Annotated in this window: 23 protein-coding genes; 8 read left to right on the plus strand and 15 right to left on the minus strand. The window is 66.6% G+C overall.

Annotation, left to right across the window (positions count from 1 at the left end; translation table 11 throughout):
- Window positions 1-25: 25 nt before the first annotated feature.
- Complete coding sequence (locus tag ACSQ12_RS16205; protein ID WP_436066060.1) at window positions 26-874, minus strand: sirohydrochlorin chelatase; 849 nt, start codon at window positions 872-874, stop codon at window positions 26-28.
- 61 nt (window positions 875-935) lie between these two features.
- On the opposite strand from ACSQ12_RS16205, the gene ACSQ12_RS16210 reads away from it, so the two are divergent.
- Together ACSQ12_RS16210 and ACSQ12_RS16215 are read left to right on the plus strand one after the other, a co-directional pair.
- Window positions 936-1,607: a trimeric intracellular cation channel family protein gene (locus ACSQ12_RS16210; protein ID WP_209742874.1), complete on the plus strand. Its 672-nt coding sequence runs from the start codon at window positions 936-938 to the stop codon at window positions 1,605-1,607.
- A 14-nt stretch (window positions 1,608-1,621) separates the two neighbouring features.
- Window positions 1,622-2,047 carry a hypothetical protein gene (locus ACSQ12_RS16215; protein WP_011692957.1) on the plus strand — a complete coding sequence of 142 codons (426 nt, stop codon included), beginning with the start codon at window positions 1,622-1,624 and terminating at the stop codon, window positions 2,045-2,047.
- A gap of 146 nt (window positions 2,048-2,193) precedes the next feature.
- Here ACSQ12_RS16215 and ACSQ12_RS16220 read toward each other — a convergent pair whose 3' ends face one another.
- Window positions 2,194-3,033, minus strand: a complete 840-nt coding sequence (locus tag ACSQ12_RS16220) for a type IV toxin-antitoxin system AbiEi family antitoxin domain-containing protein (protein WP_436066061.1) — start codon at window positions 3,031-3,033, stop codon at window positions 2,194-2,196.
- On the opposite strand from ACSQ12_RS16220, the gene ACSQ12_RS16225 reads away from it, so the two are divergent.
- On the plus strand, window positions 3,026-3,220 hold the full coding sequence (locus ACSQ12_RS16225) for a hypothetical protein (protein ID WP_436066062.1): 195 nt from the start codon (window positions 3,026-3,028) through the stop codon (window positions 3,218-3,220). The two genes, ACSQ12_RS16220 and ACSQ12_RS16225, sit on opposite strands and share 8 nt — an antisense overlap.
- A gap of 214 nt (window positions 3,221-3,434) precedes the next feature.
- On the opposite strand, the gene ACSQ12_RS16230 is transcribed toward ACSQ12_RS16225, so the two are convergent.
- Genes ACSQ12_RS16230 through ACSQ12_RS16240 form a run of 3 tightly spaced genes read right to left on the minus strand, consistent with a single transcriptional unit; the run spans window position 3,435 to window position 6,667 of the window.
- Window positions 3,435-4,538: a polyprenyl synthetase family protein gene (locus ACSQ12_RS16230; protein WP_209742870.1), complete on the minus strand. Its 1,104-nt coding sequence runs from the start codon at window positions 4,536-4,538 to the stop codon at window positions 3,435-3,437.
- Between the two features lie 9 nt (window positions 4,539-4,547).
- Window positions 4,548-5,882, minus strand: coding sequence for a geranylgeranyl reductase family protein (locus tag ACSQ12_RS16235; RefSeq protein ID WP_436066063.1), 1,335 nt, complete (start codon window positions 5,880-5,882; stop codon window positions 4,548-4,550).
- A gap of 11 nt (window positions 5,883-5,893) precedes the next feature.
- Window positions 5,894-6,667: a demethylmenaquinone methyltransferase gene (locus tag ACSQ12_RS16240; RefSeq protein ID WP_390244708.1), complete on the minus strand. Its 774-nt coding sequence runs from the start codon at window positions 6,665-6,667 to the stop codon at window positions 5,894-5,896.
- Between the two features lie 130 nt (window positions 6,668-6,797).
- Here ACSQ12_RS16240 and ACSQ12_RS16245 point away from each other — a divergent pair, with 130 nt between their 5' ends.
- From ACSQ12_RS16245 to ACSQ12_RS16260, 4 genes are all read left to right on the plus strand, one after another.
- Window positions 6,798-8,198 carry an isochorismate synthase gene (locus ACSQ12_RS16245; protein WP_436066064.1) on the plus strand — a complete coding sequence of 467 codons (1,401 nt, stop codon included), beginning with the start codon at window positions 6,798-6,800 and terminating at the stop codon, window positions 8,196-8,198.
- A gap of 188 nt (window positions 8,199-8,386) precedes the next feature.
- Window positions 8,387-9,190 (plus strand): ABC transporter substrate-binding protein, encoded by an 804-nt coding sequence (locus ACSQ12_RS16250; RefSeq protein ID WP_011692963.1) that lies wholly within the window; start codon window positions 8,387-8,389, stop codon window positions 9,188-9,190.
- 96 nt (window positions 9,191-9,286) lie between these two features.
- Window positions 9,287-10,078, plus strand: coding sequence for an amino acid ABC transporter permease (locus ACSQ12_RS16255; RefSeq protein ID WP_011692964.1), 792 nt, complete (start codon window positions 9,287-9,289; stop codon window positions 10,076-10,078).
- Between the two features lie 11 nt (window positions 10,079-10,089).
- Window positions 10,090-10,899, plus strand: coding sequence for an amino acid ABC transporter ATP-binding protein (locus ACSQ12_RS16260; RefSeq protein WP_245199025.1), 810 nt, complete (start codon window positions 10,090-10,092; stop codon window positions 10,897-10,899).
- Between the two features lie 87 nt (window positions 10,900-10,986).
- Here ACSQ12_RS16260 and ACSQ12_RS16265 read toward each other — a convergent pair whose 3' ends face one another.
- Both ACSQ12_RS16265 and menD read right to left on the minus strand, forming a co-directional pair.
- Window positions 10,987-11,961 (minus strand): hypothetical protein, encoded by a 975-nt coding sequence (locus ACSQ12_RS16265; protein WP_436066065.1) that lies wholly within the window; start codon window positions 11,959-11,961, stop codon window positions 10,987-10,989.
- Between the two features lie 210 nt (window positions 11,962-12,171).
- Window positions 12,172-13,971 (minus strand): 2-succinyl-5-enolpyruvyl-6-hydroxy-3-cyclohexene-1-carboxylic-acid synthase, encoded by a 1,800-nt coding sequence (gene menD, locus ACSQ12_RS16270; protein ID WP_436066066.1) that lies wholly within the window; start codon window positions 13,969-13,971, stop codon window positions 12,172-12,174.
- A gap of 361 nt (window positions 13,972-14,332) precedes the next feature.
- Here menD and ACSQ12_RS16275 point away from each other — a divergent pair, with 361 nt between their 5' ends.
- Complete coding sequence (locus ACSQ12_RS16275; protein ID WP_436066067.1) at window positions 14,333-15,445, plus strand: LacI family DNA-binding transcriptional regulator; 1,113 nt, start codon at window positions 14,333-14,335, stop codon at window positions 15,443-15,445.
- A gap of 52 nt (window positions 15,446-15,497) precedes the next feature.
- On the opposite strand, the gene ACSQ12_RS16280 is transcribed toward ACSQ12_RS16275, so the two are convergent.
- The 8 genes from ACSQ12_RS16280 to ACSQ12_RS16315 all read right to left on the minus strand — a co-directional run bounded on the left by ACSQ12_RS16280 (window position 15,498) and on the right by ACSQ12_RS16315 (window position 26,189).
- Entirely contained in the window at window positions 15,498-16,943 is a 1,446-nt protein-coding gene (locus ACSQ12_RS16280) for a glycoside hydrolase family 32 protein (protein ID WP_436066068.1), read from the minus strand.
- A gap of 24 nt (window positions 16,944-16,967) precedes the next feature.
- The gene (locus ACSQ12_RS16285) at window positions 16,968-17,870 is read right to left on the minus strand and encodes a carbohydrate ABC transporter permease (RefSeq protein ID WP_245199023.1); all 903 of its coding nucleotides are present in this window, start codon (window positions 17,868-17,870) and stop codon (window positions 16,968-16,970) included.
- Between the two features lie 8 nt (window positions 17,871-17,878).
- A complete protein-coding gene (locus ACSQ12_RS16290; protein WP_436066069.1) occupies window positions 17,879-18,859 on the minus strand; it encodes a carbohydrate ABC transporter permease in 981 nt (326 codons plus the stop codon).
- Window positions 18,856-20,277: an extracellular solute-binding protein gene (locus ACSQ12_RS16295; protein ID WP_436066070.1), complete on the minus strand. Its 1,422-nt coding sequence runs from the start codon at window positions 20,275-20,277 to the stop codon at window positions 18,856-18,858. Before ACSQ12_RS16295 ends, ACSQ12_RS16290 begins: the two co-directional genes overlap by 4 nt.
- Window positions 20,278-20,501: 224 nt before the next feature.
- A complete protein-coding gene (locus tag ACSQ12_RS16300) occupies window positions 20,502-21,356 on the minus strand; it encodes an IS3 family transposase (protein WP_436065425.1) in 855 nt (284 codons plus the stop codon).
- On the minus strand, window positions 21,353-21,679 hold the full coding sequence (locus tag ACSQ12_RS16305) for a helix-turn-helix domain-containing protein (protein ID WP_436065424.1): 327 nt from the start codon (window positions 21,677-21,679) through the stop codon (window positions 21,353-21,355). Before ACSQ12_RS16305 ends, ACSQ12_RS16300 begins: the two co-directional genes overlap by 4 nt.
- A 425-nt stretch (window positions 21,680-22,104) precedes the next feature.
- A complete protein-coding gene (gene argS, locus ACSQ12_RS16310) occupies window positions 22,105-23,877 on the minus strand; it encodes an arginine--tRNA ligase (protein WP_436066071.1) in 1,773 nt (590 codons plus the stop codon).
- A 227-nt stretch (window positions 23,878-24,104) separates the two neighbouring features.
- Window positions 24,105-26,189 (minus strand): PhoX family protein, encoded by a 2,085-nt coding sequence (locus tag ACSQ12_RS16315; RefSeq protein WP_436066072.1) that lies wholly within the window; start codon window positions 26,187-26,189, stop codon window positions 24,105-24,107.
- Window positions 26,190-26,199: the final 10 nt, after the last annotated feature.

Raw genomic sequence — 26,199 nt, forward strand, 5'->3', positions numbered from 1 at the left:
GTCACAAAGGGTCAGAAACGCGAGGTCACCTAGGGAAATATTTCGTCATGAATCGCCGGAAAGCCTTGAAGAAGCCCTTGGGCTGTGCATGGTTCGGCTGCTCCGACGGGTTGGTCCCGAGGGGCTTTTGGGGCGTCGTGGAGGCAGCCGCGGAGGCGGCCCCTACGGCAGCCGCGGAGGCGGCGACGGCAGCGTCGTAGCGGTCCAAAGCGATCTCGGCCATAAGCCGGGAGGGCAGCAGCGGCTCCGTGACGACGTCCGCTTCGGCCTTGGCGAGCTGGTCGTGGAAGAACCCGTGGGCCAGCAGATATGAGGCGATGATGACCCGCCCCTGCCCTTCCCCGCCCGGGTACTCGGCACGCAGGGAGGCGACGGCGTCGGGCACGGAGGGTTTGGCAGCCGCACCGTAGGCGGGAACGATCCTGTTGCTCCGCAGCGCCCTGAGGTGTTCGGCGAGCTCTTCGACGCTGACCGAGGCCTTGGGGTTGGTGGATCCGGCGGCCGCCAGCACGACGGCGTCGTGTTCGGTGGCGCCGGCCTCGCGCAGCCGCTGGTCGAGGATCTCCGCCAGCCGGGGGTCCGGCCCGAGCGGTTCCGAGGCGCTGCTGCCCTCCCTGCCCCGCGCCGCCTTCGCGATGTCCACCTTGGTGTGGAAGCCAACACTGAGCAGCAACGGGACGATGACGGCCTGTTCCCCTTCCGGCAGTCCGGCCATGACGTCCACGAGGTCGGGGTCCTGGACATCCACGTAGGCTTCCCGGACGTCAAGGCCGGGGCGCAGGGCGCTGATCTCGGCACGGAGGCCGTTGACCTCGGCCCCGCCCAGCGGGCTGGACGTTCCGTGGGCACAGGCGATCATGATGGGGCTATTCATAGGGGCTAGCGTAACGTTGGAGCCGCCCCATCCGCCCCTTCCACACTGACCGGGACGCCCATTGACCATCTCTTTCGACGCGGTTCAGGTATGGCTGGATCTGGCTGGCATCTTCTTCTTTGCGGTTTCCGGGTCCCTGCTGGCGGCGCGGAAACAGTTCGACATCCTCGGTTCCCTGTTGCTCGCGTCCCTGGTGTCCCTGGGCGGCGGTGTCATCCGCGACATCATCCTCAACAGCGGCCCTCCCGCGGCGTTCACCAACCCGGCCTACCTCGCTCCCCCGCTGCTGGCCACCGTCCTGGTGTACTTCCTGTTTTCCAGCGTCCAGCGCTACACGTCGCTCCTTATCCTGTTCGACGCCGGCGGCCTGGCGCTGTTCTGCATCACCGGTACGCTCAAGGCGCTGACTGCCGGGATGAACCCGGTGGCGGCGGTGCTGCTGGGAGTCACGACGGCGGTGGGCGGAGGCCTCCTGCGCGACATCACGGCCAATGAGGTGCCCCAGCTGTTCGACCCGAAGGACCTCTATGCCCTCCCCGCCTTCACGGGGGCGGCGCTGACCACCGTGCTGTGGGTTTCCGGTTCCTTCAACGCCGTCACGGCAGGTGCCGCTGCCGCCGTCGTGTTCGCCTTCCGGGTGACGGCCTGGCGCCGTTCCTGGTACGTTCCGCTGGCCGTGCGCGGGTGGCACCGGCTGGGCCTGGACACGGCGGATGGCGGCCCCAAGGATTAGCTAGGATAAGAACCATGACTGACATGTTCCTCGAGAAGTTCCGCGCGCTTGTTCCGAAGTATCTCGAAGACGAATGGCAGGAAGAGGACGGGCTGTCCCCCGAAGAACTCGACGAGGCCCTGTCCGAACACCAGTTCCAGATCCCGTTGGTACTCCGGGAGTTTTACCAGGCACTGGGTGGCTGCGAGGACCTCATGGAGGCGTACCACTACTTCTGGGACCCCGAGGAACTCGAAGTTGATGACGAAGGCTTCCTCATGTTCCTTGAGGACGAGGAAGAACAGTTCACCTGGGGTTTCCGCGTGGGCGATCTTGGCGTCCCGGACCCCATTGTGTACCGCCGCAACAACGCCCGCGGCCAGTGGAAGAGCGAAGAAGGCACGTTCTCCGAATTCGTGTTCGACATGTTTGAGTGGGCGTTCAACGACGAAGAGGACTAGCTTCCTCGCTGCCTGCTGAGGCCTCCGCCGGCTGCCCGGCGTAACTGGGGCACTTCGACACGGACACGCCGGGGGCCGAGCCCGGTTCGTCGGTTTCGTGGTCCAAAGTGCCCCACGACGGCGGAGCGAAAGTACGACGGCGGCAGTCACCTTGCGCCGTATGCTCCCAGCCGGCACAGCTCCAGTACCCCCAGCACCTCGGCCACCATCCGCTGGGGGTGATTGACGACGTCGTCATAACCGAACCGGAGCCCCAGGCGTCCGCCGATGACGGTCGCATTGTTGCGCTTCCTGTCCTTCTTCACCTGACGAGGTTCCAGATGCGAGCCGCCGTCGGTCTCCACCACCAGGCAGTCCTCGATGAGGAAGTCCACCTCTCCGACGCCCGGCAGCTCCACATGCCGTCGGACCTGGAGCCCCGCCCTCCGGAAGTGGTAGTTGGCCAGCACCTCCAACAAGGAATCCGCACGAGGGATCACATGGTCCAGAATTGCCCTGGCGCAGGCATTGCGGTTCCCGGGAAGCTTCCGGCGCAGAAACTCAACTGTGATATCTCCCCGCTGCGCGGCGCACTGGACCATGACCAGCGACTCCAGCTCTGGCAGGCAGCGCAGGGAGTGGATCAGAACGTCGGCCAGGCCTGCCACCGGTAGCGACGGATGAGCCGGATGGGTGCATCGGCCATGAGGCAGCGCTCCCGGCGGCGTCCCTTTGTGCGAGGGGCTCAGGTGCACGGTCCCCGCATCATGCACGGTCCATAGCGCGTAGGTCGGTGCAGCCGAGAGACAGGTCAGCAGAGCGTTGTGCTCCAGCGCCAACCCGTACGCGCCGGACTGCCCGGGCAGGCTGTAGATTCCGCGCCGGACCCGCACAATGCGCCCGGCGGCCAGCGCTCTGTCGACGGCCGTGTGCGTGAATCCCGCGCCGCGGAGCGCCGATGTCTTCGTTACACCGGCGCGAGAGCGGAGGAAGGTCTGAATGTCCATTTTCCCAAGGTGGCCCCGAGCCGGCGGGATGGGCAGATCACGGCTGCATCATGTGGACAACCCGGCCGTCGTGGGGCACAGCGACACGGACACGCCGGCCTGCCAGCTCGGAAAGCCAATCCCGGGGCTCAATGTGCCCCACGACGGCGACCGGGGCACCTCCAGGCACCCAACCAAGGAACTGTGACACGCCGATTAACACCCTGGTTCGCATTTGTGACAAAGCTGTCATAGACTGTTTCACGGATCCACTAAATGCCTCCGGTGGATCTGATGCGAACGGAGAAATGGCCCCGGTTCGATGCAGCGTATGACTCGTATTGCTGCAAAGAACCGGGGCCATTCCGTTTAACCAAGGACTTCAGGGCCCGACGGCGGCCGCCTCGAGGGCGCCAGGGAAACTAGCTCGCGCGGTCCACCACGGCCAGCGCAAAGCTGGTGAGCGAGGACTTGACCACGCCTTCGGGCAGTGGCGCCAGTGCTGCGATGGCTTCATCGGCCCAGGCACGAGCCACGACCCACGACTCCGCGGTGACCCGGTGGTCCCGCAGGCCTGCCACGGCGGCAGCGAGTGCCTCGTCCGAGGAGAGGTCGCCGTCGATGAGTTTTAGGAGTTCGACGGCGGACTGGTCACCTTCGGCGGCAGCGTTGCGCAGCAGCAGCACCGGCAGGGTAGGCACCCCTTCGCGCAAATCCGTGCCCGGGGACTTGCCGGACTTGACCTTGATGCCGGTGACGTCGATGACGTCGTCGGCCAGCTGGAAGGCCACACCGATCTTCTCCCCGTACTCCACCAGGAGCGGCTCGTAGGCTTCATCGGCGCCGGCGAAGATGGCACCGAGCTGGCCGGAGGCAGCAACCAGGGAGCCGGTCTTGTCCGCGATGACGGACAGGTAGTGCTCCACAGGATCCTCGTCGGGGCGGGGTCCCACGGTCTCGTGCAGCTGGCCCAGGCAGAGCCGTTCGAAGGTGCGGGCCTGGATTCCCAGCGCACGGGAGCCGAGCTCGGACACGAGGATGGATGCGCGGGCGAAGATCAGGTCTCCGGTGAGCACGGCCACCGAGTTGCCCCAGACCTCGTGCGCGGTGGGGGCGCCGCGGCGGAACGGGGCCGAGTCCATCACGTCGTCGTGGTACAGCGTGGCGAGGTGGGTGAGCTCAACCACCACGGCGGCCTGCACCACGGCCGGACGCGAGGCATCACCGAGGTGGGCGCAGAGCAGGGCAAGCAACGGGCGGATCCGCTTTCCGCCGGCTTCCACCAGGTGACGCGACGTTGCGTCGGCCAGCGGATCGGAGTTGGCGATGGCCTCGCGGAGCTTCTTTTCCACCCGGGCAAGGTTGGTGGTGATGGCGGGGCCCAGCTCGGGGTCGTCCGCGATGGCGGCGAAACCGGCCGGCAGCTGGAGTCCTGTGGCGATGGCGGTGGTGTTGGGCTCGGGCTCCCTGGTGTCCGGCAGGCCGTGTCCGGCGTGGGTCCAGCTGTGCTTGGCAGAGTTCGTCACGGGTTAACCCTAACTTTTTGTTGCGGAAACCGCGGATGTGTAGCTGGACGGGGACAGGGAGGTGTTGGAGGTGGCGGGCACCAGGGCCTCCAGGAGCCTGATCACCCTGTCCTCGAATCCCTTGGCTGATTCATCCGTGACGTTGGCCATCAGCCGGACTACGAACTTCATGAGGGCGGGCAACGGCATGCCGGTGCGGAGCGCGAGCTTCATCACGGACGGCTTGCCGATCACTGAGGCGAACGCGCGGCCCAGGGTGAAGTGGCTTCCCCACTGGCCGCGCACATAGTCCGCGTACCCCTTGAAGTGGAGGTCGGCGTCGTCGTGCGTCCACTTGGCGTAGCGGCTCTGCCAGGTGCTGGCGTCGATGATGTATTCGGCCGCAAAGCGGGCGGATTCCATGGCGTAGGAGATGCCCTCGCCGTTGAACGGGGACACCATGCCGCCGGCGTCGCCAAGGAGCAGCAGGCCCGGGTAGTAGTGCGGGGTGCGGTTGAAGCCCATGGGCAGCGCGGCGCCGCGGATCTCGCCCACCTGGTTCTCGGGCGTGAAGCCCCACTCGGCGGGCATGCCGGCGGTCCATTCGCGGAGGACCTGCTTGTAGTCGAGCTTGCCGAATTCCTTGGAGGAGTTCAGGATGCCCAGGCCCACGTTGGAGGTGCCGTCGCCCACGCCGAACACCCAGCCATAGCCGGGGAGCAGTTTCCCGTCGCGGCCGGGGAGCTCCAGCCAGCCCTCCATCCAGTCGTCGTCGTGCCGGGGCGACGTGAAGTAGGTGCGTACGGCGACGCCGAGCGGGCGGTCGTCGCGCTTCTGGATGCCGACGGACACTGCGGTCCGGGACGAGTTTCCGTCTGCTGCGAGGACGACGTCGGCATGGAAGTCGCGCGTCTCCCCCGTCTTGCGTCCGGAGTCGTCAAGCAGGGCAGCGCGGGCACCGATGACGCGGCCGTCCGGCGCGCGGAGGGCTTCGGTGACGCTGTGCCCCTCGAGAATGGTGGCGCCGGCGGCCTCGGCATGCCGGGCCAGCTCCTCGTCGAAGCCCAGGCGCGTGCGGATCAGGCCGTAGGTGGGGAAATCGGAGACTTCAGGCCAGGGCAGCTCGATAGTGCGGCCGCCTGCGATCAGCCGGAGGCCCTTGTTGCGCCGCCAGCCACCCTCTTCGGCGTGCGGCAGGCCGAGCTTTTGGATCTCGCGGACGGCGCGCGGAGTGAGCCCGTCGCCGCAGACCTTTTCGCGCGGGAACCTGGTTTTTTCCAGCACCGTAACGGGGATGCCGGCCTTGGCGAGGTAGTAGGCGGCAGTGGACCCCGCAGGGCCGGCGCCGACGATCAGTACGTTCACGGCAGGTTCGGCTAGCTCGCCGGCCGGGTGATGTTGCGGCGGAGTTTCGCCACGGGGCCGGTGTGGTTGGCGATGGCCGCCGCGCTGCCGGACAGCGGCTTGTGCGCACGGTGGACGGCCACGATGCCGCCGCTGAGGTTGCGGTAGGTGACCTTTTCCCAGCCGGATTCCTGCAGCCAGCCGGCCAGGTGGTCCTGGTCCGGCCAGGCGCGGATGGACTCGGCGAGGTAGACGTAGGCGTCCGGGTTGGACGAGACCTTCACGGCGATGGCCGGCAGGGCTCGCATCAGGTATTCGGTGTACATGGTGCGCCACAGCGGCACCACGGGCTGGGAGAACTCGGCAATCACCAGCTTGCCGCCGGGCTTGGTGACGCGCAGCATTTCAGCCAGGGCCTTCTTGGGCTCGTTAACGTTGCGGAGCCCGAAGGAGATGGTGGTGGCGTCGAAGCTGTTGTCCGCGAACGGCAGGCGCGTGGCATCACCGGCGATGAAGTTGATATCCGGGCGGCGGCGCTTGCCCACCTTGAGCATTCCCAGGGAGAAATCGCAGGCGATGACGTCGATCCCCGCGTCCGCGTAGGGCTCGCTGGAGGTGCCCGTTCCGGCGGCGAGGTCCAGCACGCGCTGGCCGGCCTTCACGTCCATTGCTTCGACGACTACCCGGCGCCAGCGGCGCGTCTGTCCCATGGACAGGACATCATTCACGACGTCGTATTTGGGGGCGACGTCGTCAAACATCGTGGCTACTTCGTCCGGACGCTTATCCAAGGATGCTCGGTTCACCCTGTCATTGTCTCAAATGTTGGGCGGACCCACGAACCACGGCGATTCTTTGGGCTGTGGGCTGAAAGCTGCGCGGTGGCGTTCGCCCCAACAAGGTGCCGGCCACACTCGGGAGTACTGTTATCTCATCATGACGAGTACGTTCCGCACCTTGACAGTCCCTCTGGATGGAAAATCATTCTCCGGGGGGCTGCCGTCATTTCTGGTCCGGGACGATGTCCTCTGCTGGACCCGCCGCGAGGCCGGGCTGGTGGGCTTCGGCGAGATCGCCCGCTTCACCGCCACCGGGCCCGAGCGTTTCCTCGAGGCCGACATCTGGTGGCGGCACCTGGTGCTCGAGGCGGACGTCACCGACTCCGTGGAATGCCCTGGCACCGGCCCGGTGGCCTTCGGCTCGTTCGCGTTCTCCAAGGTGTCCACGCACCGTTCACGGCTGATCGTTCCCGAGATCGTTGTGGGGGTCAGGGACGGCCGCGCCTGGCTCACCCAGTTAACGTTCGACGACGGCGAACTCACCGAAGCGGGCGCCCTCGCCGCCCTGGAGCGCTGGCTCAAGGCCGACCCGCTGGACCCTGACTCTTTGGACGCCGAACTGCGGGAAACCGAGCAGCGGGACACCGCCGTCGTGCTTTCACCGGGCGACCGCCCCGGCGGCGGCGTGACCGCAAACCCGGGCGCCGACGTCGTACCTAAACTTGAAACCGGATCGCTCAGCGAGCACGACTGGATGGCCGCGGTGGCCGCGGGCGTCGAGGAAATCCGGACCGGCAAGCTGGAGAAGCTGGTGCTGGCCCGGGACATCGTGGCCACGATTCCGGAGGGCGTGAATGCCGCGGAAATCCTGCGCCAGCTGGCCGTCCGGTACCGCGAATGCTGGACCTACGGCGTGGACGGCCTGGTGGGGTCGACCCCGGAAATGCTGATCCAGGTGGAGGGGCGGACTGCCCAGGCCCGGGTCCTGGCCGGAACCCTGGACCGGCGCGATGCCGAGGGGATGGACGGCTCGCCGCTGGAATTCGCCGAGCGTGTGCTGGCGGGGTCCGAGAAGCAGCGGCACGAGCATGAGATTGCGATCCAGTCGCTCACCACCCAGCTGGCGCCGTTCTCCGAGGCCATGAACGCGCACAGTGAACCGTTCATCCTGGAGCTGCCGAACGTGTGGCACCTGGCCTCGGACGTGAAGGCCGAACTGACCGAGGTGGAGGGGCACGTGCCCACCTGCCTTGCGTTGATCAACGCGCTGCATCCCACGGCCGCGGTCTGTGGAACTCCCACCACCGTGGCCGGCGCGCTGATCCGCAAGCTGGAGCACATGGACCGCGGGCCGTACGCCGGACCGGTGGGCTGGCTGGATGCGGCGGGGAACGGCGAATGGGGCATCGCGCTGCGCGGCGCCGTCGTCGAGGCGCCGGACACGGTGCGGCTCTACGCCGGGTGCGGCATTGTGGAGGGCTCGCATCCCGAGGCTGAACTCGCGGAGACCTGGGCCAAGTTCCGGCCGATGCTCGAGTCGCTGGGGATCAAAAGTTAGAGCCGCGGGGAAGGTCCGGGCCGAGAGTCCGGGATTTCAGACAATGCTCCGGCGCGGGGTCTTGCGCTAGCCTCGATATTAGTTATCCAATAGTGAAACTAAGTTTTCTGTGATGCACATCTCTTATTCGGCGATACACTATAAGCCGTTTTAGTCACGCATACCCCTGCAACAAAAGGTAAGAAACTATGCAGCCCATGTCCTCCGCCACGGCAAAGCTGGCCGCCAAGGCAGCCGCAATCCTCGCCGTCGGCGCCCTGTCCCTCACGGCCTGCGGCGGCAGCTCCACCCCCGCTGCGTCCTCCGCGGGCGGCGTCCAGCTCATCAACGCCGGCAAGCTGACCGTTTGCTCCGACGTCCCCTACGAGCCGTTCGAGTTCCAGAAGGACGGCAAGATCGTCGGCTTCGACATGGACATCGCCGCCGAGGTCGCCAAGGACCTGAAGGCCGAGCTCAGCGTGGTGGACAGCTCCTTCGAGGCCATCGAAACCGGCACCGCCCTCACTGGCTGCGACGTTTCCATCTCCTCGGTCTCCATCACGGACACCCGCAAGGCTGTCATGGACTTCTCCAACCCGTACATGGACGACGACCTCACCCTCGTGGCCAGCGAAGCGTCCGGCATCAAGGACATCGACAGCGCCAAGGGCAAGAAGGTGGGCGTGCAGCAGGCCACCACCGGCGCCAAGTACGCGCAGGAAAAGGGCATCGACGCCCAGCAGTTCGAAGATTCCGGACTCCTGGTCCAGGCTCTCCAGGCCGGCACCATCGACGCCGCCCTCGGCAACCAGTCCGTCCTGGCCTACGCCATCAAGGACGACCCCAAGTACAAGCGCGTGGAAAACTACGCCACGGGCGAGAAGCTGGGCATCTCCATCAAAAAGGGCAACACCGCCATGGCTGACCAGGTCAACTCCACGCTCAAGCGCCTGACCGACGACGGCTCCTTGAAGAAGTACGAGACCACCTGGTTCGGCGAAGCCGCCAAGTAGCACACGCTCCAGAGACCTACGCAGCCGGGGCCCCGTTCAGCACCTGTTCATCAGCCTGTACGGGGCCCTCACTGCGCAAACGAATGTGAGAACACCATGGCAATGACCGCACGTCAACGAGCCAAAGTCAGCCTGTACGTCCAGGCCGGAATCTTCGTTGTGGCTGTGGCCGCGCTGGTTCTGGCCACGGACTGGAAGACCATCGGCACCAGCGTCTTCAACTTCGCCAAGATCGGCCCGATGTTCCCGGACATCTTCTTCTCCGGCCTCAAGAACACCCTCATCTACACGGCCCTCGGCTTCATTGTGGGCCTGTCCGGCGGCCTGCTGCTGGCACTCATGAAGCTCTCCAGCTTCCCGCTGTACCGCTGGCTTGCCACCGGCTACATCGAGTTCTTCCGCGGCATCCCCGCCCTGCTGGTGTTCATCGCTTTCGGTTACGGCGTGCCCCTCGCATTCGGCGTGCAGTGGAACGTGACCATTGTGGTGATGATTTCCTTGGGCATGGTGGCCGCGGCCTACATCGCCGAAACGCTCCGTGCCGGCCTGCAGGCGGTGCCCAAGGGCCAGCTGGAAGCCGCCCGGTCGCTCGGCATGCCGCAGTGGCGCGCCATGGTGTCCATCGTGATCCCGCAGGCGTTCCGGATCGTGCTGCCGCCTCTGACCAACGAGGTCATCCTCCTGACCAAGGACTCCTCGCTGATCTACGTGCTGGGCCTCACCGCCTCGCAGTATGAGCTCACCAAGTTCGGCCGCGACGGCATCTCCAGCCTGGGCGCAGGGCTCACCCCGCTCCTCGTGGCCGGTGCCTTCTACCTGGTGATCACCATCCCGCTGAGCCTTTTGGCCCGGAAGTTCGAAAGCCGCTCCGCGCGGACGAAGCGATAGGCAGGATAGTCATGAACGACGTCGTACACTCCTCCGGCAGCGCCGGTACCAGCGGATCCGTCCATGCAGCCGGAGTTTCCCTGAAGGACCTCCGCAAGTCTTACGGCTCCAACGAAGTCCTCAAGGGCATCAGCCTGGACGTTGCCCCCGGCGAGGTTGTCTGCCTGATCGGCCCGTCCGGCTCCGGCAAGTCCACCCTGCTGCGGTGTGTGAACCTGCTCGAGCAGCCCAACGAGGGCACCATCCACGTGGGCGGCTTCGAGGCCACCGACCCGGACGTGGACATCGACAAGATGCGCCGCAAGGTGGGCATGGTGTTCCAGCAGTTCAACCTGTTCCCGCACCTGAACGCCCGGCAGAACTGCACCATCGCGCAGACCAAGGTGCTCAAGCGCGGGCAGGCCGAGGCGGACAAGGTGGCGCAGGCCAACCTGGACCGCGTGGGCCTTGGCCACCTGGCCGACCGCTTCCCGGACCAGCTCTCCGGCGGCCAGCAGCAGCGCGTTGCCATCGCCCGCGCGCTGAGCATGGACCCCGAGCTCATGCTGTTCGACGAGCCCACGTCGGCCCTCGACCCGGAGACGGTGGGCGACGTCCTGTCGGTCATGCGGAACCTGGCCAAGGAGGGCATGACCATGCTGGTGGTGACCCACGAGATGGGCTTCGCCCGCGAAGTGGCCGACCGCGTGGTCTTCATGGACGGCGGCGTTGTGGTCGAGGAAGGCATAGCCGAACAGGTCATCAGCGCCCCCACGCAGTCCCGCACCAAGGAATTCCTCAAGCGCGTCCTGGACCCGACGCACATCGACATCTCGGGTTAGGCTCCTGTTTTCGAGGCGTAAATGCCCCGGCGCTACGCAAATGCCCTGGCGCACCTGGAATTCCGGGTGCGCCAGGGCATTTGCGCGTCATGAGGCATTTCGCGCGTCGAAGTCGGCTGAACGGGCACGACGGCGGGGCACGCCACCCGCTGCCAACATGCGTTCCCGCCTGCCGGGTTCCATCAGGTCGGCCCAGTCCCACCGCACCACCTTGAAGCCGGCGGCGCGGATACGGTTCTCACGCCCCTTTTCGTCCACCACCGCTTGGGACGCCGTCCGGCCCATCAGGAACTCCGGTTTGACGTACTTGGCCACGCCGTCGAACTCTCCGACCACCTTTGCCTGCTTCCAATAGAAATCTGCGTAGCCCACCAGGCCGTCGGAGTCGTAGACCGCCTGCTGCAGGACCGGTGGTTCGAGGCCGGCCACGTGCATCAGCGAGCGGCTGTAGGACTCCCCCGCCGACCCGGAAAGAGGATCCGCGAACGACAGCGCCGCGCGGATCCTCCTTTGCGCTGCGCCGGTGTAATTCGACCCGATGCCGGCCGTCAGGTTATCCAAGGTCAGGGCCCGCAACCCGCCAGTGCGGTCCGGCTTGAGCACATGGTCCAAGGGCACGGCAGCCTCGGTGAACGGCGTGAACGCGGCAAGATCCAGAACGGTCCGGATGCGGTCCGTGACCAGCAGGCCCTCCCGCCGGACAACTGTCAGTCCTGACGGATCAGCGAAGTAGCGGCGGACACCGGCGCGGGACCGGCCGCCGTCGTTCTTCAGAGTCAGTGCCTGAACGGGATGGCGCACGCCCATCGTGGGAATCTTCCACACGCTTGCCGCGGAGTGCCGGGCGAAAACGGTGGGGCTGTGGTGCGTTTCCGCAGCAGCCTGGACACGGAGCCGGTACTGTTCCCAGGGCACGAGTTCACGCCAGGCCGGCCCGTCTACGTAAACCCCGTGCCGGATTCTCACCAGCGCACCCGACGCTGCACGCCGAGCCAGGTCCTTCGCTGTCAGTCCGTGCAGGAGGCGGTCGCGGGCGAGGAGCAGCGGCGGGAGATCGTTCATACGTTCAAGATGCCAACGGCGCGGCCCGGGTGACAGCTGCGGACGCCTGCATGTGGATAAGGCGCCCATTTTCGACGCGTGAGTGCCCCTGCGCTACGCAAATGCCCTGGCGCACCAGGAATTCCGGGTGCGCCAGGGCATTTGCGCGTCGCCAGGCGTGCGCGCGTCGCCAGGGCATTTGCGCGTCGCCAGGCGTGAAGCGCGTCGGGGTCAGCCTGCCAGCACGCCCCGCGCGGCTTCCGCCACTGCTTCCTTGATGCGGCCGTGCAGCTCCCGGAGGCCCGCCCGGTCCGTGCGGACCTCAATGATGCTGCGTCCCTGCGGCGGTGCGGCGAGTGCCTTGGCGAGTTCCGCCGTCGTACTTACCGCGCAATGGTCGACGCCGTATGCTGCGGCGAGCGACGAAATGTCCACTTTGTGCGGGGTACCGAAGAGGCGCTCGACGGCGTTCCCGTAGGTTCCGGACTCCTGCACGGCGCCGTGCTCCAGGAGGTTGAAGATGGCGCCCCCGGCGTCGTTCAGGACGACGATGCGCAGCAGCGGGTCGTTCTCGGCGAAGCCCAGGAGGAGGCCGCCGGCGTCGTGCAGGAACGTGACGTCGCCGAGCAGCAGCGTGGTTTCCTGCCGGCCGCCCCAGGCGATGCCCGTGGCGGTGGAGATGGTGCCGTCGATCCCGGCCAGGCCGCGGTTGGCGAAGACGGTGGCCTGCGGTTCGGGTGTGGGCTGGCCGGCGAGGTCCACGTCGCGGATGCCGTTGGAGGATCCCAGCATCAGCTGCCCGCGCGCGTGCTGCCACACCAGTGCGCCGACTGTCGGTCCGGTCGCGGCCGGTACCTCGGACAGCACCTGGTCGAGGGCATGCTGGGCTGCGGCGCCGGCCAGCAGCCAGGCATCCAGCCACTCCGAGGGGCCCCGGCCCGAGAAGTCGGCGAGATCGCTGAGGTTGTCCAGCGGAAGCTCGGTCCTGCGGCCCGGCTCATACCAGGCCACCGGAAGCGGCTGGTAGAGGGCAGAGGGGACGTCGGCGCGCGCCAACAGCTGCGACACGGGCCTCGACAGGGTTGGCCGGCCGAACAGCACCACGCGCTCGATCGGCTGGGCGGAATCCGGGCCGAAATGCTCCAGCAGCAGCCGGTAGGGACCCACGGCATTGGGCCCGAAGCGCGCGTTGGAGGATGGTTCGGCCAGTAGCGGCAAGCCGTGGGCGCGGGCGAAGGCCTCGGCGACCGGGCCGGCGTCGTGCCCTGCCAGCACCACAGTGCGCCGTTCCGCCAGCGTGGCCGGTGCGGGCGTGAGGGTGAGCGGCTCCGGTCCGCGGCCGATCTGCCAGATTCCCGGACCCGCTGCTTCGGGCAGGTGGTCGCCGGCGGCAGGGACCAGCGGATCGCGGAAGGCCAGGTTGAGCTGCACCGGCCCGGGCGGGGTGTCCTCGAAGACTCCCGTGGCCGCGCTGAGGGCGGTTTCCACGGCGCGCTGCGGGTCTGTGCCGGCGGGGACGTCGACGGCGAACCGGACGTGCTCGCCGAAGAGGTCCAGTTGGTCCGTGGTCTGGTTGGCGCCGGTCCCCCGCAGTTCGTCGGGCCGGTCGGCGGAGAGCACCACCAGCGGGACGGCGGCGTGGTTGGCTTCCATCACGGCCGGCATGAGGTTCCCGACGGCGGTGCCGGACGTGGTGAGCACGGCCACCGGCGCCCCCGTTGACAGGGCAAGGCCCAGGGCAGTGAACCCGGCCGAGCGCTCGTCGATCCGCACCAGGAGTTCCACGCGTCCGGCGGCGTCGGCTTCGGCGAGCGCGTAGGCCATGGGCGCGGAACGCGAACCGGGGGAAACCACGACGTACCGGACGCCGCCGTCGAGCAGGGTTTTGACGGCGACCCGGGCGGCCTCGATTGCAGTCAGGGTGTCGGATCCTGAGTCGGCCAGGGCACCCGTGGGGTCGCCTTCGGAGAGCGGGGCATCATCGGCGGCAGCATAGGCGTTGTTCGGGTCCAGCGGGTTCTCAGAAGTCACCAATCAAGTCTCCCACCAACCCAAACGCTCTCTCACATCCTGCCGCTTCACCCCAAACCCTCTCTCACATCCTGCCGCTTCACCCCAAACCCTCTCTCACTTCCCGCCGCTTCACCCCCAAACCCTCTCTCACTTCCTGCCCCTTCACCCCAAACCCTCTCTCACTTCCTGCCGCTTCACCCCCAACGCTCTCTCACTTTCTTCGACGCAGTGAGAGAGCGTCCCGGAAAACCCCGAAACAAGTGAGAGAGCGTCGCCCAAAACCCCACCAGAAGTGAGAGAGCGTCCCCAAGCAGAGCGGGGCTCACACGAGTTAGGTAAACTGCAGCAAAGCAGTGATTACCACCCGGAGGATCAGCCCATGAACCGCAAGGCCACCGCACTGGACGTCGCCAAGCTGGCGGGCGTCTCGCGCAGCGCAGTGTCGCTAGTTCTCAACGGGCGGGGCGACGGCAACGTGGCCCTCGAAAGCCAGCAGCGCATCCGGGAAGCCGCGGCAGCGCTGAACTACACGCCAAACGCCATCGCCCTGAGCCTGCGCAACCAGCAGTCGCGGGTCATCGGGATCGTCTCGGATGAGGTGGTCACCAGCCCGTTCGACGGCAACATCATCGCCGGGGCGGATGCCGTGGCCCGGTCTCAGGGCTTTGTGACTGTGGTGATGGATACGGAATCGGACGAGTCCCGGGACGAGGGCGCCGTGGCCACTCTTCTGGACCGCCAGGTGGACGGGCTGATGTACGTCACCGTGGGCCTGCGTCCCCTGCACGTCCCGCTCAACATGCTGCAGGTGCCGTCTATTCTGGCCAACTGCTTTGATGACCGCCCCGAGGCCGGTGTTCCCGCCGTCATCCCTGATGAGGTCCGCGGCGGGCGAGAAGCCGCCGAGCACGTGATGTCGCTGGGACACCGGGACATCGCCTTCCTCGCCGGCGACTCCCTGACCCCCGCGGCGCCCCGCCGGATCGAGGGCTACCGCGAAGCATTTGCCGGTGCGGACATGCTTGTCAATGAGGACCGTGTCCTCCAGGTGGGGTGGGATATCGACGCCGGTTTCCACGGCGCCATGAAACTCCTCGACGGCGTGGAGCCGGCCGTCCGTCCCACCGCGATCCTGTGCGCCAACGACCGCCTGGCCATCGGCGTCGTACTGGCCTGCTACCGGCTGGGGCTGAGCATTCCGCAGGACGTGTCGGTCATGGGCTATGACGACGAATTCCGCATCGCCAGGAACATGGTCCCCGCGCTCAGCACCATGGCCCTTCCCCTCCGGGAGATGGGCGCGGCCGCCATGACGGCGCTCCTCGCCGAGGTGGGGTCGGCACCGAATGGAAAGCACGACGACGGCGGCCGGGCTTCCGCCGCCGGCTCCGGTACCGGCGCTGGAACCGGAGCTCACGCCAGCGCGGTGACGATGGTGCCGTGCCGGCTGGTGGTCCGGGATTCCACCGGCCCCGTCCCGGCCGGGCGCTAACCCGGCCGGACGCCCACCGGCCGGGCGCTAACCCGGCCGGGTGCCCACCGCCCTAGGAGGGCTGGCTCAGTTCCCAGACCTCGGCCGTCGCACCTGCGGGAAGCAGCAGCTGCCACTCTTCACCGGCAGCCGGGTAGGCGCGCAGCGTTGTAGCCACGGAGCCGCTTCTGTACACCTCCACCAGTGAGGCATCCACAAACACGCGCAGTTCCTCCCCTGGCTTCACCGTTCCGCTGAACACGGTCTGCCGGCTGCCGTCCCCCACGAGCAGGAGTTCGACGGCGGTGTCCCCGCTGCCAGCGCCGGTCCCGCCGCCAGCATCAGTCGCGCCGCCCGCGGTCACCAGGGCCTCGGCGAACGGCGGCAGCTGGACGGTTCCTCCGGCCCGGCTGGCCACTGGCGTTCCACGGTAGGCATCGATTTCGGGGGCGGGGCTGACCACCAGCGCGCCGTCGACCACCGACAGCTCACGCGGGTAAGTCAGGACCCCTGCCCAGCCGGCGGCGTCGATCTCGTCCTGGCTGCGGCCGCGGCGTCCGTCCCGGCCCGGGCCCTCGTTGGCCCAGCCCCACAGCAGGGCGCGGTCCTCCAAGGCCACCACCTGCGGAGCGTAGAAGTCGCGTCCATGATCGGACCTGCCGCCGCCGCGGGGCGTGAAGACCGGCAGTCCGGTTTCGGGGTCCTCGGTCAGCGAACCGATCAGATGGCCCACGCCGTTGGCGTGCTCGTGCGCGTCCCCGGAGAGCCAGAGCGAGAACATCATCAGCCAGGTCCCGGAATCCCCGGACGAATCCGCAGCGGAACCGCCGGCAGCGGAAGCCTCCGGCACCCGCACCAGCTGTGGGCATTCCCAGATCTCGGCCGGCGTGAACTCAGAGGCCACCGGATTTTCCGAGGTCAGCCAGATGCCCTGGTATTTCCAGTCGGACATGTCCTCCACCGTGTACAGGAGCAGGGCGGCGTGCCCGTTGGCAAGGCCGGCGCCCTGCATGGCGTACCTCTTGCCGTTGAACCGGAAAATGAACGGGTCGCGCACGGCGGTGACCTGTCCGTCGTTGGGCATCGAGGCGGCAACATGGCCGGTCTGCTCCCAGTGGACCAGATCCTCCGAGCCGCGGGCGATGACCACCTGCGAATGCCCGCCGTCCCCGCGGACGCCCGAATAAGCGGCGGTGGGGACGCCGCCGTCGTCCGTCACCACACCGGTCCAGCAGCCGTACTCATCCGGCCCGCCGTGCTGCGGGCGCAGCGCCACCGGGTGCTCCTCCCAGCGCACCAGGTCGGCGGAACTGACGTGGCCCCAGGCGATTTTGTGGTGCCGGGCGGAGTCCGGGTTGTACTGGAAGAACACGTGGTACCGGCCGTTGATGAAGCTGATGCCGTTGGGGTCGTTGATCCAGCCCTGCGCGGGACGCGGGTGGAAACGCGGGAAGACTGGGTCGGGATGGTGGGCGGCGACGTCGTCGAAACGGACGGCGGCGAGGTCCGGGGAGGGCATGGCGGGGGCCTTTCGGTGGGGAGGTTATTTTCCGGTGCCGGCCGTGAGGCCGTCCTGGAGTGCGCGCTGGCCGAACATAAAGACCACCAGCGCCGGAATCATGGACAGGACCACGCCTGCGAGAACTACTGAGATGCTGCCGGTTCCCAGGTTGCCTTGGAGCGAGACCAGTCCCAGCGGAAGCGTGAAGTTTTGCTCGGAGATGGTCAGGATGAGCGGGCGGAAGAACTCGTTCCAATGGAAGTTGAAGGCGAGGATTCCCACGATGGCCATGCCGGGCATCGCCAGCGGCGCATACACGGAACGGAATGTACGCCAGGGCGAGGCGCCGTCGATCGAAGCCGCTTCGGCCAGCTCTGCCGGCAGCCCCATGAAGTACTGGCGCATCAGGAAGGTGCCGAACGCCGTCGGAATGGCCGGCAGGATCAGCGCCAGCAGCGTATCCGAGAGGCCCATGCCGCGGATCAGCATAAAGACGGGAACGATCGTGACCTGCACCGGCACCATCATGGTGGCGAGCACGATCGAGAAGAGGGCGCCGCGGCCGCGGAACTTCAGGTGGGCGAAGGCGTAGCCTGCCAGCGCTGCGGACACCATCTGGCCCACCGCGATCAGCCCGGTCACCAAGGCGCTGTTGAGGACGAGCAGGAAGATATTCAGCTGCTGGAATACTTCCCCGTAGGACGTGAAGTCGGGGTTCCAGGGGATGAACGACGGCGGCAGTTTGAAGGATTCCGACGGCGAGCGCAGCGAGGTGGACAGGGTCCACATCACCGGGCCCAGCGTCAGGGCGGCCGCGATCACCAGCAGGGCGATGCGGATGGGAAAGGCCCAGCTGAACCGGCGCCGGTTGGGTGACGTTTCCGGGAGGCCTTCGGAGAGCCGGGGGGAATGTCCGGCCAGGCCGTGGTCTGTTGTGGTTGTCATGGCTGGCCTTACTGGTAGAAGACGAATCGTTTGCTGAGCCGGAACTGCGCGGCCGTGATGGCCATGATGATCAGGGTGAGCAGCACGCCGATGGCGGACGCCTGACCGAATTCGAGCCGCTGGAACGCCGATTCAAAGATGACCATGACGGCGGTGCGTGTGGAGTCGCCGGGGCCGCCGCGGGTCAGCACATAGGGCTGGTCGAACACCTGCAGGGCGCTGATGATGGCCATCACCGAGGCCACCAGGGTGGTGGGGCTGAGCAGCGGCAGTGTCACGTGAAGGTGCTTGCGCCAGCCGGTGGCGCCGTCGATCGCGGCTGCTTCGTATGTCTCCACGGGAATGGAGGCCAGGCCCCCGATAAACAGCAGGAAGGAGAATCCGAAGTTCTGCCACACATAGACCAGAATCACGACGGCGGCGGACCCTCCCGGTGTGGTCAGCCACGGCACGGCGGGGATGCCCACGAGGGACAGGAACCAGTTGACCACGCCGAACTGCTCGTTGAAGAGGTACCGCATGAAGATTGATACGGAGGCCGCGGACAGGATTAGCGGGAAGAAGAAGGCGGAGCGGAAGAACACACGCAGCCAGGCCGGCATCTTCTCCTGCACCATGATGGCCAGTGCCAGGGCCAGCCCCAGCTGAAGGGCCACGGCCACCACCACGAACACGATGGTGTTCAGGAAGGACACCCGGACGGTGGGATCCTGGACCACTTCGGAGAAGTTGTCGAACCCCACGAACGTCGGCGCGGAAATGATGTCCCAGCGGAAGAAGGCCAGGACAACGGAGGCGACGATCGGGATCAGCGTGAACAGGCCCATGCCGAGGATGGTGGGGGCCAGGAAGATCCAGGCCAGCCAACGCTGGCTGTGCCGTGCGTTGGTTGCGGTGTTCTTAGCGTGGGCGCCGCCGGGTGCAACCCCCGACGCCGCCGGCCCGGCGGCCCGCTTCGGCCGTTCCCGGTGCGGGGTGGTGGTGCTCATGACTGCCTCCTCAGGGCCAGTTCAAGATCGCGCTGCATGGAGGCGAGGGCCTGCTTGAGCTGGCGCTCGTCGCCGCTGACTGCGAGCGATACGTTCTTCATCAAGGCCGTTTCAACGGCGGCCTGCTGGGGTGGTGCCGGAATGGGGCCGGTGGTGGGGAACCGGTCCAGGGTGTCGTAGAAGACCTTCCAATGGGCGGGCCCCTTGCCGGCGTAGAGCTGCTCGTTGACCATGGAGCGGCGCGCCGGCGTCGTAATCGGGTTGGGGAAGATCAGTTCCATGGCCTCGCGGCTGGAACTGAACTTGATCCATTCCCAGGCGGCGTCCTTGTCCTTCGCGGTCTTCATGATCGCGTAGCCGGCGGTGCCGAACTGGTGGCGCTGGGTCTTCCAGCGAGGGAAGAACTGCACGTCGAAATCGCTTTCGCCCATCCCGGCTTCGTGCAGGCCCTGCACCCAGTAGCCGCCGGCCGGGGTGGTCCCGATGCGGTTGGATGCGAAGAGTCCCACCAGTGAACTGCCGCCGCCTTCCTCGGGGCGGACGCCGAGCCCGTCCTTGACCAGTCCGCGGAGGTAGTCGAAGGACTCGAACACGCGGTCGTCGTTGGCGTTGGGTTCCAGCCACTGGTAGCCGCCGGAGCGGAGGCTACGGGAAGGATCCTTGGCGTAGAAGCCGTCCCAGAGCCACTCGCCGCCGGCGGACCTGGTCTCCTTCAGGAAGCTGGTGTCGTTGGCGTAAAGCCACGGCACCACGCCGCCGAAGAGGCGGTTGGTCCAGTAGTAGGGCGTGAAATCCGAGGTCCGGGCCTTCCGCATGGCAGCCAGGCTGTTGCGGAAGTCCATGTGGGTCCAGTCGTCCGCCGGGCGCTCCAGGCCGGCCTGCGCGAACGCGGTGGTGTTGTAATACATGTTGGCGGCGTTCCAGTCCATGGGGAGCTGGTACAGGCTGCCCTTGTACATGAACGCCTCTACCAGGCTGGGGTGGACGTCGTCGAAGAACTCGGCCATGTCCGCGGCGTCGCGGCGCACGTACTCGTCCAGCGGGTGGGCGAGCTTTTCGGCGAACAGCTGGGCGCCTTCCGTGGCCACGTAGACCACATCCGGCGGGGTGCCCGCGGCTACCATCGTGAGGATCTTGGTGAAGAAATCTTTCCAGTCGACGGCCTGGATGGCCTGGACCTTGACCCTGATCTCCGGGTGGAGGCGGGTGAAGGCATCGATGGCGCGCTGGCGGGCGGCGGCGTCCGCGGCGGTGCCCATGATGGCGATGCTGAGGCTGTTGTCCCCGCGGCCCGGAATGTCAGTCCCGGAGAGCCGCGGCCACGACGCCACGGATGCTCCGATGATTCCCGCGCCCAGGGCACCAAGGGCGGTTCGGCGGGTGATTTCCCGCAGATGCCCGTTTGTGGCTCCGGTCATGTCAATTTCCTTCCTAACACGTGTTAGGTACTGTAGATCGCCGACCTAACACGTGTCAAGCATCACAATGATGCCGCACGTAATGCGACGCTCTCTCACTACCGGCGGCTTTTTCCCGGACGCTCTCTCACTTCCTACCGAAAAAACAGAAACGCTCTCTCACTTGCAGCGGTCATGCCGCGGAATGAACTGGTCCCCGATAGTTGGACTGGCTAAATCGGATTCTAGGCCGCAAGGGTCTGGGCTCGGTATTGCACCGGGCTCAGGCCCTTGAGCCTTGTGGAGATTCTTTCGTTGTTGTACCAGCGGATGTACTCGGGAAGTGCCGAGGCCAGGGCGTCGGTGCTGAGGAAGCGGACGTGGTGGAAGAGCTCTTCTTTGAGGTGTCCGAAGAAGTTTTCCATGACGGCGTTGTCGTAGCAGTTGCCCTTGCGGGACATCGACTGCGCGGCGCCGGCATCTTTGAGAAGGATCCGCCATGAGGCGTGTTGGTATTGGACGCCTTGGTCCGAATGCACCAGCGGCTGCTGCCCCGGCTCAAGACGGGCGAGGGCGCTGCGGAGCGAACTGTTGGTCAGTTCCAGGTTCGGCGAGCTGCCAACGGAATAGGAGATGATCTGTCGGTCGAAGAGGTCCATGACTGGTGAGAGGTAGAGCTTCCGGTCCCCGACGCGGAACTCCGTCACGTCCGTGACCCACTTCTGGTTCGGAGCGTCAGCATCAAACTTCCGGTTCAGCAGATTCGGGGCAATAGCGCCCTGCTCACCTTGGTAGGAGTTATAGCGCTTCCTTCGGCGGACCTTACAGAGCAGCTGCAGTGAGCGCATCAGTTTCAGCACGGTCTTCTTCGCAACCGCCCACCCTTGCTTGGTTAGCTCGCTGTGGATGCGGCGATGGCCGTAGCGGCCATGGTTTGTCGTGAAGATCTCCGTGACTGCGGCCTTGAGTGCTTCCTTGGGGTCTGGAGATCGAAGCCGGGCCTGGTGGTAGAAGAACGTCGAGCGGGCCAGGCCCGCGACCGGCAGCAGGACCGGGAGAGGGTAGTCAGCCTTGAGGGCAATGAGGGCCTGAACCTTCACTGTCGTTCCTGAGCCCTCAAGGCCCGCAATTTTCCCAGATATGCCACCTCCGCGCGGAGTCGTTCGTTCTCCCGGCGCAACCGTTCCAGTTCGGTTAACTCGGCCGGTGGAGGTGGAGCTGCGGACTTCGCGGGCCTGCCTTTGGCCCTGGGACGTAATGCCTCCGCACCATCACGGCGATACGCCCGGACCCACTTTTGCAGCAACTGACGCGAGGACAAGCCGGCCTCCACAGCCAGGTCCTGGCCGGCCTCGCCCGCGAGGAACCGCTCCACTAAGGCCAGCTTGAACTCGAACGAGTACGACTTCGCCGGTTTGCTCACCAGCACTCCTTGCCCATGAATCCTCCACCGCCCATACAGCGCCCTAACGGGCACCCACGGCGCATCCAGCAAACGCGCCGCTGCCCGATACCCGATGCCTTTCTCAAACCACGCTACCGCCGCCTCGCGCTGGACCTCAGACAACAAACTATTTGCACGCATAAAACTGCTCCCCGGAAGTCGGAACTGAATTTCTCAGTCCAACTTCCGGGGAGCAGTTCAGGAAGGTGAGAGAGCGTTGCCGAAAAACCGTCAGGATCTGAGAGAGCGTTTGAATAAAAGCGGTAGAAAGTGCGAGAGCGTTGCAGGGGCTCCCGACGGAGGTTCGGCCGGAGGGCCCGCGGGAGGGCTCCCGACGGAGGGCCCGCGGGAGGGCTCCCGACGGAGGTTGGGTCAGGGTCGGGGGTCCCGGAGCCGCCGGGGGGCTACATGTTCTCCGGAGTCTCGATACCCAGCAGGTCCAGGCCCTCGGAGAGCCTGTGGAGGACGAGTGCGCATAGGGCGAGGCGTGACTCGCGGACGGATTCGTCCGCCTTCAGCACCGGGCACTGGTCGTAGAACGAGGTGAACAGCTGCGAGAGTTCGAACAGGTACGCGCAGAGCCGGTGCGGCTCCAGCAGTTCCCCGACCCTTCGGAGGGTCGCACCGTACTCGAGCAGGTGGAGCGCCAAGGCCCGCTCAGCAGGTTCGACGACGGCGATACTCGCTGCCGCCGTCGGCTCCCCCACCGCCTCGCCCGGCGCACCCGCCGGCGAAACGGCCGGCTCCGCCGTCGGCTCCCCCGCCTTCCGCAGGATGGAGCGGATCCGGGCCGCAGCGTACTGCACGTATGGGCCCGTGTTGCCGCTGAGGGCCAGCATCCTGTCGAAGTCGAAGACGTACTCGGTGTCGTGCCCCACGGCGAGGTCAGCGTACTTCACCGCGCCGATGCCCACCTGCCGGGCAGTCACGGCGCGTTCCTCCTCCGAGAGCTCAGGGCGGCTCGAGTCCACCACGGCGCGCGCACGGTCCACGGCTTCGTCCAGCAGGGCCATGAGCTTCACCGGGGTGCCCGAGCGCGACTTCAGGATCTTGCCGTCTTCGCCCAGCACGTTGCCGATCTGCACGTGGGTGGCTTCCACCGTGTCCGGGAGCCAGCCGGCCTCCCGCGCGGTCTCAAAGACCATCCGGAGGTGCACGTTCTGCGGGGCGCCCACCACGTAGAGGATGCGGTCGGCATGGAGTTCCTGGACCCGGTACCGGATGGTGGCGAGGTCGGTCGTGGCGTACCCGTAGCCGCCGTCGGATTTGCGGATGATCAGCGGCAGGGGTTCACCGTCCCTGCCCTTGAAGCCCGCCGGGAAGGTGCACAGCGCCCCCTCGCTGACGCGGGCCAGCCCGCGCTCCTCCAGTTCCTGGCACAGTTGTGCTAAATGGGGATCGTAGGAGCTTTCGCCGGCAATGTGGTCGTCCTCGAGGCTGACTCCCAGCGTGGCGTAGATGGCATTGAAGTAGACCTTCGAGTGGTCTACCAGCCGCTGCCACACGTCCAGCGTTTCCTCGTGGGCCGACTGGAGGGACACCACGCGAAGGCGGGCACGCGTCGCAAAGCTGTCCGGGCTGCCGTCGGAGCTGTCGAACTTTGCCCGCGCTGCCTGATAGAACGCACTGGGGTCCTCCACGAGCAGGGCGGCCTCGGGAGAATCCTCGCCGATCTCCAGCCAGTGCTCAATCAGCATGCCGAACGGCGTGCCCCAGTCGCCGATGTGGTTCTGCCGAATCACCGTGTGGCCCAGCGCCTCCAGGACGCGGACCAGGCTGTCCCCCACCACGGTGGTGCGCAGGTGCCCCACGTGCATTTCCTTGGCAACGTTTGGGGAGGAATAGTCGACGACGACGCGACGGGCCTGCGTCTCCGGCCCGCCTTGCGGCTGGGAAGCCTGGGCGTTGAGAAGCTCCTCGATCCAGGTGCCGTCGAACGTGAGGTTGATGAAGCCGGGGCCGGATATTTCGACGGCGGTGCAGAGTCCGTCGAGCTCCAGCGCCTCGACGATCCGGGCAGCAGCGTCGCGTGGCGGCAGGCCGACCTTCTTGGCGAGTGCCATGGCGGCGTTGATCTGGATGTCGGCGAACTGCGACGGCCGGACAACCGGGTCGGTGTCCCGGAACTCTTCGCCGAACGCTTGGGCAATAGCTGCCTGGACTCTGGGGACAACCATCTCGGCCGGATTATTCACAAGCTCAAATTATCAGCCCCGGCCCGTTCCGGCGCCCTCCCGGTTCCTGCGGATGAATCCGGTTAATCCGGAACGCTCCCCCATCTCCCGGCGTGTGCGGCCGTGGAGGTGAGAGAGCGTCCCGAAAAAACCCACCAAAGGTGAGAGAGCGTCCCGAAAAAACCGGCAGGAAGTGAGAGAGCGTCCCTACCGGCTCGGACTAACCGTGGCTAGGCGTCGGTGCGGAAGACCTGGACCACAGACGGGCGCGGGGCGCGGGCCTGGCCTCGCGCCGGCGTCGTGCCTGCCGGAACGTAGTCCGGGAAGTACGAGTTGGGCGCGTCGAACGTTCCGTCTTCGCCCGGGTGCTGCACGGAGACGAAGACGGTGCGCTCGTCGTCGTGCACGATCGGCCCGCATGTTTCGGCGTCGCGCGGCACGGCCAGGAACTGCTCCACCTTGCCGCGTTCGGCGCCGTCGAGCGTCACCTTGAACAGGCCGTCCGCGCGGCCGATGCCGGACGGTGCGCCGTCGGTGGAGATCCAGAGGTTGCCCACGGAGTCGAACGCGAGGTTGTCCGGGCAGGAGATCGGCGAGACCTGCTCCACCGGGAAGCCGGAGAAGTAGGTGACGTCGCCTTGGGCAGGATCGCCGCAGACCATCAGCAGGTTCCAGGTGAATGCCGTGGAGGTCTGGCCGCCGGTTTCGGTGATTTCCACGATGTGGCCGTCGCGGTTGGCGTTGCGCGGGTTGATCTCGGTGGCGCCTTCCTTGCCTGCCTTGCCGCGGTCCGAGTTGTTGGTGCAGGCCACATAGACCTTGCCCGTGTGCAGGCTCGGCTGGACGTCCTCGCAGCGGTCCATCTTGGTGGGGCCAACCTTGTCCGCGGCCAGGCGGGTGTACACCAGCACCTCTTCGAGCGACATGCCGGGTACCTTGGAGGCCCCGTTCTCCACCAGCGGCAGCCATTCGCCGGTGCCGTCAAACGAACCGTCGGCCGGCACGGCGCCGGTGCCGGTGATCTCGGCGGCCGGTGAGTTCCCGGTGAACTTGGCGACGTACAGGTTGCCGGCGGAGAGGAGGGTCATGTTGTGCTTGCGGTCGCCCTCCCGGTACTTGTCGGCCGAGACGAACTTGTAGAGGTAGTCGAAGCGCTCGTCGTCACCCATGTAGGCCACCACGTGGCCGGATTCCGCCACGATCACGTTGGCGCCCTCGTGCTTGAAGCGGCCCAGGGAGGAGTGCTTCTTCGGCGTGGAGGTGGGGTCGAAGGGGTCCACTTCCACGATCCAGCCGAAGCGGTTGGCCTCGTTCGCGTACCCGGTGTTGCGGGTGTCGAAGCGGGGATCGTCCAGTTCCCACTGGCGGGCAGTGGCCTTGGAGGTCAGCCCGTAGCGGAGGTCCGAAGCGGACGTTCCCGGGGAGACGAAGTAGCCGTTGAAGTTCTCTTCGCCGGAGAGAATGGTGCCCCACGGGGTGGTGCCGCCGGCGCAGTTGCCCAGCGTGCCCTTGATGGCGCGGCCGGACGGGTCGTCGATGGTCTTCACCAGCGATGATCCCGCGGCGGGGCCGGTGAGTTCGTAAACCGTGCTGTTCAGGTAGCGGCGGTTGAGTCCTGCGCCCTTGACGTAGCTCCACGGCTTGTTCTTGTTCTTCCGCTCCAGCTCCACCACGGAAAGGCCGTGTGCCGCCTGGCCCACTGCGCGGACGTCAGCGGCCGGCATGGTGGCCGGGAACATGATGTTCTCGTTGGTGTACTCGTGGTTCGCGAACAGCACGGCGCGGCGGCCCTTGCTGCCGGGAATCTCCAGGATGTCCGAGTAGTCGTTGTTGTAGCCGAACTGCTGTTCCTGGGCGGCGGCCGTCTGGTTGTTGAGGTCGAAGTCCGGCGCGGTGTTGAAGATGGGGTCGCCCCAGCGGATCACCGGCTGCCAGGTGAACCCGGCGGGCACGGTCAGCTTGTCCACGTCCGCTGCAACGGACGGGATCGCGGTGAACTGCAGTTTGGACTTGCCGAAGCCGTCCTTCGCGGCGGCGGCAAGGCCGGTGCCGCCGTCGGCCACTGCGGTTCCGGCGGACGTTGCCGCGCTTCCGAGCACGACGGCGAGCGCACCGGCGGCGCCGAAGCCCAGGGCGGCGCGGCGGGACATCGTGGCAGAGGCGATGTCGCGGAAGTAGCTGTTGGAGCTGGTGTTGCAGACCTCGCCCGAGCAGGCGTTGTCACACTTCAGCGCGCAGGTGACGGGGCTGCGCTTGCCTTTGGTGTGGCCAAGCATGGGGAGTAGGGCAAACTTGCGTCCGGTCGTTTCAGACATGGGGGCCTCC

The organism is Arthrobacter sp. LjRoot14 (assembly GCF_964253905.1).
Classification (GTDB): Bacteria; Actinomycetota; Actinomycetes; order Actinomycetales; family Micrococcaceae; genus Arthrobacter.